Annotated in this window: 10 protein-coding genes; 9 read left to right on the forward strand and 1 reads right to left on the reverse strand. The window is 69.6% G+C overall.

Annotation, left to right across the window (positions count from 1 at the left end; genetic code table 11):
• Positions 1 to 117 precede the first annotated feature (117 nt).
• Genes ACWDNU_RS36680 through ACWDNU_RS36715 form a run of 8 tightly spaced genes read left to right on the forward strand, consistent with a single transcriptional unit; the run spans position 118 to position 4,414 of the window.
• Positions 118 to 573 carry a Na+/H+ antiporter subunit E gene (locus ACWDNU_RS36680; protein ID WP_449672241.1) on the forward strand — a complete coding sequence of 152 codons (456 nt, stop codon included), beginning with the start codon at positions 118 to 120 and terminating at the stop codon, positions 571 to 573.
• A complete protein-coding gene (locus ACWDNU_RS36685) occupies positions 570 to 821 on the forward strand; it encodes a monovalent cation/H+ antiporter complex subunit F (RefSeq protein ID WP_449672242.1) in 252 nt (83 codons plus the stop codon). Before ACWDNU_RS36680 ends, ACWDNU_RS36685 begins: the two co-directional genes overlap by 4 nt.
• A complete protein-coding gene (locus tag ACWDNU_RS36690) occupies positions 818 to 1,117 on the forward strand; it encodes a cation:proton antiporter (RefSeq protein WP_449672243.1) in 300 nt (99 codons plus the stop codon). The genes ACWDNU_RS36685 and ACWDNU_RS36690 overlap by 4 nt, the downstream gene beginning before the upstream one ends.
• Positions 1,114 to 1,350 (forward strand): Na(+)/H(+) antiporter subunit B, encoded by a 237-nt coding sequence (locus tag ACWDNU_RS36695; protein ID WP_037810690.1) that lies wholly within the window; start codon positions 1,114 to 1,116, stop codon positions 1,348 to 1,350. Before ACWDNU_RS36690 ends, ACWDNU_RS36695 begins: the two co-directional genes overlap by 4 nt.
• The gene (locus ACWDNU_RS36700) at positions 1,347 to 2,060 is read left to right on the forward strand and encodes an MnhB domain-containing protein (protein ID WP_449672244.1); all 714 of its coding nucleotides are present in this window, start codon (positions 1,347 to 1,349) and stop codon (positions 2,058 to 2,060) included. The genes ACWDNU_RS36695 and ACWDNU_RS36700 overlap by 4 nt, the downstream gene beginning before the upstream one ends.
• Positions 2,057 to 2,410, forward strand: coding sequence for an NADH-quinone oxidoreductase subunit K (locus ACWDNU_RS36705; RefSeq protein ID WP_116204709.1), 354 nt, complete (start codon positions 2,057 to 2,059; stop codon positions 2,408 to 2,410). Before ACWDNU_RS36700 ends, ACWDNU_RS36705 begins: the two co-directional genes overlap by 4 nt.
• A 2-nt stretch (positions 2,411 to 2,412) precedes the next feature.
• The gene (locus tag ACWDNU_RS36710; RefSeq protein WP_449672245.1) at positions 2,413 to 4,194 is read left to right on the forward strand and encodes a complex I subunit 5 family protein; all 1,782 of its coding nucleotides are present in this window, start codon (positions 2,413 to 2,415) and stop codon (positions 4,192 to 4,194) included.
• Positions 4,195 to 4,231: 37 nt separating this feature from the next.
• Complete coding sequence (locus tag ACWDNU_RS36715) at positions 4,232 to 4,414, forward strand: hypothetical protein (RefSeq protein WP_449672246.1); 183 nt, start codon at positions 4,232 to 4,234, stop codon at positions 4,412 to 4,414.
• A 2-nt stretch (positions 4,415 to 4,416) separates the two neighbouring features.
• On the opposite strand, the gene ACWDNU_RS36720 is transcribed toward ACWDNU_RS36715, so the two are convergent.
• Entirely contained in the window at positions 4,417 to 4,608 is a 192-nt protein-coding gene (locus ACWDNU_RS36720; RefSeq protein ID WP_370936148.1) for a DUF2795 domain-containing protein, read from the reverse strand.
• Positions 4,609 to 5,062: 454 nt separating this feature from the next.
• On the opposite strand from ACWDNU_RS36720, the gene ACWDNU_RS36725 reads away from it, so the two are divergent.
• A complete protein-coding gene (locus tag ACWDNU_RS36725; RefSeq protein WP_370936147.1) occupies positions 5,063 to 5,446 on the forward strand; it encodes a histone-like nucleoid-structuring protein Lsr2 in 384 nt (127 codons plus the stop codon).
• Positions 5,447 to 6,138: the final 692 nt, after the last annotated feature.

Raw genomic sequence — 6,138 nt, forward strand, 5'->3', positions numbered from 1 at the left:
GAAGGGCTCCTTGAGGGAATCAGATTCCTTCAAGGAGCCGTTCACGGACCGCTGGCCCGGCGAGTCATCGCGGATTGGCGGGTGTCCGAAGTGGGTAGCCCCTGCCCGAGGTGAGACATGCGCGCTGCGACCGAGATTCCGCTGTGGTGGCTTGCCCTGACCGGGCTGTGGACCCTCACGCTCTCCACCCCGTCGGCCCCCGAACTCATCGCCGGGGCCAGCGCCGCAGCGGTCTGCGCGATCGCCGCCCGTTCCGCGCGCCGGGCGATGAACGGTTCGTGGCATCCCAGGCTCGGCTGGTTGACCTGGTTAATACCGCTCCCCAAAGCCGCCATCAGTGAATCCGTCGCCGCATTGCGCACAGTTTTCCAACACCCCTCCGCCGGAAAGTGCGAAAAAGTCACCGTCCCCACCGAACCGCGCGCGCAGCACGAAGCACGCCTCGCCACCGCGACAGTGATCGTCGGCTGCACGCCCGGCGCGATGGTCGTCGCGAGCCCGCCGGACGACGCCCACGTCGTCGTCCACCGGCTGCTTCCGGATTCCCCGACCCTCGATCAGGTGACGCGATGACCTGGCTCCTCCTCGCCGCCCTGCTCCTGATGGCAGGCGGGCTCGGCACCGCGCTGTGGCTCGCGGCCCGGGGCACCGCGATCGAACGGCTGGCCGGAATGCAGTTCGCCGGCACCGTCACCGTCCTGACGCTCCTGCTGCTCATCCAGGCGTACGGCCCGTCCAGCGCGATCATCCTCCCGCTGACGCTGACCGTCCTCGCCTTCGCCGGGACTCTCGTCTTCGCACGGCTCCTGGGGACCCGATGACCCTCGCCGCCCAGATTCTCGTCTTCGCCGGGGTATTCGTCGTCCTCGCCTCCGCCGTCGGCCTGGTGCGCGCCAAGGACCTGCTGACCCGCCTGCATTTCCTCTCCCCGGCGACGACGCTCGGCGCGCCGCTGATCGGCGTCGGGCTCGTCCTGGTCAACGGCGTCCAACTCGGTTCGGGCGCGATCCTCGCGACGGTCGTGCTGCTGGCGGTCACCAGCCCGATCCTGCAGTCGGCCACCGCCCGGCTCGAAGCCCGCCGCCGGGGCGAGATCGACGAGGATCTCCCCGCATGACGGCCGCCGTTCTGCTCGTCGCGCTCGCGCTGGTCGCAGTGGCCGGGTTCGCTGTCGTCGCGACGCACGACCCGAAACGGCAGGCGATCACGCTCACGGTGTTTTCCCTGTGCCTGACGGTGCTTTTCGTCGTGTTCCAAGCCCCGGACGTCGCGTTGTCCGAACTCGCCGTCGGCGCGGCCATCGTCCCGCTGCTCGTCCTGCTGACCCTGCGGAAGACGGGCAAGCGATGAGGACCCGCGACATCGTCGGCACGGCGGGGCTGGCCGGAGTCGCCGCGTTGTTCGTCGCCGCGTTCACCCGGATGCCGACCGCCGGGACCGCCAGCCATCTCTACCGGGATCTGGTCCTGCCCTGGGGTTTCCGGGAGGCCACGCCGAATCTGGTGTCCTCGGTCAACTTCGACCTCCGCGCGCTCGACACCCTCGGCGAGGAAACGATCGTCGCCGCCGCGGTGGTCGGCACGCTCGCCCTGCTGCAGCCGCCCAAGAAAGAGCCGAAACCGGACAGCCACGGTTACGTCCTGCCCGCGGTGAAGCTCGCCGGGTTCCTGCTGCTGCCGGTCTCGGTGCTGCTGGGCATCGACATCGTCCTGCACGGACACCTGACGCCGGGCGGCGGTTTCCAGGGCGGCGTCGTCCTCGCGACCGGCTGGCACCTGCTCTACCTCTCCGGCAGCTACGGCGCCCTCGCCCGGCTGCGCCCGATCGACTGGTGCGAGTACGCCGAAGCAGCGGCCACCGGTCTGTACGTCGTGACCGGACTGATGGGACTGGCCGTCGGCGGCTCGTTCCTCGCGAACGTGCTGCCGCTCGGCCAATTCGGCTCGCTGCTCTCGTCCGGGACCGTTCTGGTGCTGAGCGTCCTGATCGGCATCGAGGTCGCCGCCGGATTCGTCGTGCTGCTGTCGCGGTTCTTCGTGCACGGGCTGGAGGAACAATGACCGGCGTCGTGTCGGCGGCCTGCTACGGCGTAGCGGCCTGGCTGTTGCTGCTCGGCTGCGCCGGGATCATGCGCAGCCGGCACCTCGTGCACACCGTGGTGTCGCTGTCGGTCGCGCAATCCGGCACGTACGTCCTGCTGCTGGCGATCGGCTACCAGGACCAGGCCACCGCCCCGATCGTGTCCCAGGGGCAGTCGCAGCCGGTAGTCGATCCGATGGTGCAGGCCATGACGCTCACCGACATCGTCGTCTCGGCGACCATCACCGCGCTCCTGCTCGCCCTGACGCTGCAGATCTCGCGCCGCCACGGCACGGTCGACCCCGACGAACTGCGTGCGCTGCGCGGCTGACCATGACGACCCTGCCCGCGCTCGCCGTCGCCGTCCCGCTGCTGGCCGCCTGCCTGCTGCTCGGCCTCGGCGGCAAACTCCCCCGCGTCGTCGTCGACGTGACGGCCACGGTGACCGCGGCGGCAGTCTGCGCACTGTGCGTAGTCCTGCTGACCGCGGCGCACCACGAGCGAGTGGTCACCTGGCTGGGCAGACAGGGCCCGGAAGGCACCCGCTCGGTCGGCATCGTGCTCGTCGCGGACGGCCTGAACACGACTTTCGCCGCGCTGGCAGCGTTTCTGACAGTCTGCGCGCTGCTCTACAGCTGGCACTACTTCGAAGCCGTCGAAGCCCGTTACCACGCGATGATGCTGCTCTTCCTGACCGGCATGCTCGGTTTTCTCTTCACCGGCGACCTGTTCACGCTGTTCGTGTTCTTCGAGCTGATGAGCGGGGTCGCCTACGCTCTCACCGGGTACCGGATCGAGGAAGCGGACTCCGTACAGGGCGCGCTGAACTTCGGCGTCGTGAACTCCCTCGGCGCCTACTTCACGCTGATGGGCATCGGGTTGCTCTACGCCCGCGGTGGCCAGCTCGGTCTCGCGCAGCTGGGAGTCGCGCTCGACGGACGTCCGGCGGACGCGCTCGTCATCGCCGCGTTCGTCCTGGTGTGCACCGGCCTGCTGGTCAAAGCCGCCACCGTGCCGTTCCACTTCTGGCTCGCGGACGCGCACGCCGTCGCGCCGACACCGGTGTGCGTGCTGTTCTCCGGCGTCATGGTCGAACTCGGCCTCTACGGCGTCCTCCGCGTCCGCACCACAGTCTTCGGCTCGGTGCTCGACGACGCCACCGTCAGCCGGATCTTCCTCACCGCCGGAATCGCCAGCGCAGTGCTCGGCGCGGTGCTCTGCTTCACCCAGCGGCATCTCAAACGCCTGCTGGCCTACTCGACCATCGCCCACATTGGACTGTTCCTTTGTGGACTCGCCGCGACCGGCGGCGAGGCGACGGCCGCGTTCGTTCTCTCGGTGCTCGGGCACGCCGGAGCAAAAGGCGCGCTCTTCCTCCTCACTGGGGTCTTGAAGGACCGCTACGGCAGCGTCGACGAGGACGATCTCTTCGGCCGCGCAACGCATTCACGGACAGAAGCAGTGCTGTTTCTGCTCGCCGCAGCCGCACTCGCCGGACTGCCGCCCTTCGGCCTGGCGCTCGGCAAGGACGCGGCTGAGCACGCCGGCCCGGAATGGCTGATGGTCGTGTTCGCGGTGATCTCGGCGCTGACCGCCGCAGCAGTGTTGCGAGCCGGACTGAGAGTCTACTTCGGACTCGGCAGGCCGCCCGCCGACGATTCCGCCGACACGACCACCGGTTCCGGCGAGGAGCCCGAGACCGGCCAGCCGATCCAGCGCACCCCGATACCGATGCTCGCCGCCGTCGTCGTGCTGCTCGGTTTCGCGCTGGCGGCCGGGGTCGTCCCGTGGATCCGCGACGTCGCCGCGGCGGCCGGGACGCAAGCGGTCGACCGCGCGGGCTACCTCCACGACGTCCTGCCGACGCTGCCGCTGCCCCTCCCGATGACGGCGTTTGAGCTGTCCTGGACCGGCCCCGGTCTGCTGTCCGCCGCGGTGACGGCCCTGCTCACCCTCGGCGCAGCAGCCTTCGCGCTGTGGTCGCGGCACCGCACGCCGAAACCGGTGCACGAAGCCCTGACCGTCCTGCACCGCGCGCATTCCGGCCAGGTCGGCGACTACGTGGCCTGGCTGCTCGCGGGGGTCGCCGTCCTCGCCGGGCTGGTTTGGCTCTGACCTGGTTTACCCGCCGAGCGGCAGGCTGAAGACACAGATGATCTGGGTGCACGTCGAGAAAATCGTGCTCAACACCGAGACCCACCGGGTGAAGTACCAGAACGCCGCCCGCGACGAGCAGGACCCCTACCGCTACGCCGAGGTCTGCGGACGCGTCATCCTCCAGGTCACCCCGGAACGGCAGACCTTCATCGACCAGAAGAAAGGCGTCGCCGACTGAGGTCACCCGTGCGGGTCGGTGTCGTCGCCGAGCAGCCGGTGCACCGCTTCCACGTTCTCGTACCGCTGCTCGGGCAGCTTGCCGAGATGCCCGATGACGTCGTCCCCGGCACCGCTCGCGGCCGCCCGGCGGAGAAGCTCCTCGCGCTCGCACGGGTACTCGACTTCCGTCAGGTACTCACGGACGTCAGACATTGGCGCTCCCTTCCTCGGGTTCTTCCCCCCGCATACCCGCCCGCCGCGGGATCAATGCGAGCTCCGCCCGACTGGTGAACGCCTCCCCGAAGCAGGTCGCCGACGTGAGCTCAGCGGCACGCGATCCTCGGGGCGACACCGGCATGGTTTACCTTTTCCCTCAAGCGGACTTCCGCTCTGCTGATTCCGGCGCGCGGATCCCCGAGCGAGTGCGGCTCATCACCAGCAACCCGGAGAAATACCGCGGACTCGGCGATTGCGGACTCCACGTCACCGAGCAGGCCCAGCCTCGCCGGGTCGATGCCGCAACGGAAAACTCCCAGACCGCCGTTCCGCTCGGCACGGCCAATTCCGCCCGCGCGACCGGCGTTACATTATTGCCGCCGACCAGCCACAGTGGACTCCTGTTATGGTCTGCGGTGACCGCGTCCCGTTTCCAGGAGGAGTCACCGCGATGGCACAGAAAGTCCTCGTCGAGATGATCGACGACCTCGACGGGTCCGAAGCCGGGCAGACCGTCCCCTTCGGACTCGACGGCGTCCAGTACGAAATCGACCTTTCCGACGAGAACGCCGCCACCCTGCGCGAGGAACTGGCGACGTTCATCGCGTCCGCCCGCCGGACCGGCGGACGCAAGACGACCGTGCGGGCCACGGCCGCGCCGACGGCCGAGGAACGCGAACGCTCCAAGGCGATCCGCACGTGGGCCCTCGACAACAACTGGGCGATCGCCGAACGCGGCCGCATCCCGCGCGAGGTGATCGCCGCCTACGAGGAAAGCCAGAAGCCGGAGGCGAAACCCCGCAAGCGCACCGCGAAAAAGCGCGCGGGCAAATAGCCGGTCGCCCCGGCGGGTTCCGCGGAGATCATTTCGGGAAAAGCCGGACGAGCCGTTCGCTCCCCCACCGGAGTTCGAACGGCGCCCGCCCGGCGATTTCCCGCGCGGCCGCCGCCGGGCACACCCGGAACGCGGGAGCTAGAGTCTCTCAGCAGAAAAGGCCGCCCCGGCCGCAGGCGAATGCCTCCGGCCCGGGCGGCCTTTTTCCCGCCGACCAGAACCTCGAATCCCCGACACCGATCCCGGCCACACTCGGAACCCCGCCGAGATCAACCGCCGCGCCGAAGACCGTGCCGTCTTCGACGGAACCGTCGAGATCGCCCGTCGATCCGGACCCGCACCGGCGCGGACACCCATCGAAGCGAACCCCGCACCCAGGCCAGGCCCCCTCCCGACCGAACCTCCCCGCACCGACCCGCCGCCCGCCCCTCCGCAACCGGGCCGAACACGGATCAGTGCCCGCCGGTGACTCCGTACACCCCGGCAACGCCCAGCGCCACCGACAACCCTGGCTGCACCCGCCCCCACGGCCCACGTCCGCACCCGCAGTGCTGCCTCCCCATGAACACAACCCCCTCCGCGCCGAACCACCACCCCACCCACACCGTCCCCAACACCAGCCACCCCCGCGGGATCGCGTCGGCGTGTGGAGGAGCAGCGTGAACGGCCCCCCGGGCCGGGCACGCTGCTCC

It is taken from the genome of Amycolatopsis sp. NPDC003676 (genome assembly GCF_053587275.1).

Coding starts and splice junctions, on each gene's coding strand:
- ACWDNU_RS36710 (WP_449672245.1), top strand. CDS start 2,413: ATGACGACCCTGCCCGCGCTCGCCGTCGCCGTCCCGCTGCTGGCCGCC.
- ACWDNU_RS36725 (WP_370936147.1), top strand. CDS start 5,063: ATGGCACAGAAAGTCCTCGTCGAGATGATCGACGACCTCGACGGGTCC.
- ACWDNU_RS36685 (WP_449672242.1), top strand. CDS start 570: ATGACCTGGCTCCTCCTCGCCGCCCTGCTCCTGATGGCAGGCGGGCTC.
- ACWDNU_RS36680 (WP_449672241.1), top strand. CDS start 118: ATGCGCGCTGCGACCGAGATTCCGCTGTGGTGGCTTGCCCTGACCGGG.
- ACWDNU_RS36700 (WP_449672244.1), top strand. CDS start 1,347: ATGAGGACCCGCGACATCGTCGGCACGGCGGGGCTGGCCGGAGTCGCC.
- ACWDNU_RS36715 (WP_449672246.1), top strand. CDS start 4,232: ATGATCTGGGTGCACGTCGAGAAAATCGTGCTCAACACCGAGACCCAC.
- ACWDNU_RS36705 (WP_116204709.1), top strand. CDS start 2,057: ATGACCGGCGTCGTGTCGGCGGCCTGCTACGGCGTAGCGGCCTGGCTG.
- ACWDNU_RS36690 (WP_449672243.1), top strand. CDS start 818: ATGACCCTCGCCGCCCAGATTCTCGTCTTCGCCGGGGTATTCGTCGTC.
- ACWDNU_RS36720 (WP_370936148.1), bottom strand. CDS start 4,608: ATGTCTGACGTCCGTGAGTACCTGACGGAAGTCGAGTACCCGTGCGAG.
- ACWDNU_RS36695 (WP_037810690.1), top strand. CDS start 1,114: ATGACGGCCGCCGTTCTGCTCGTCGCGCTCGCGCTGGTCGCAGTGGCC.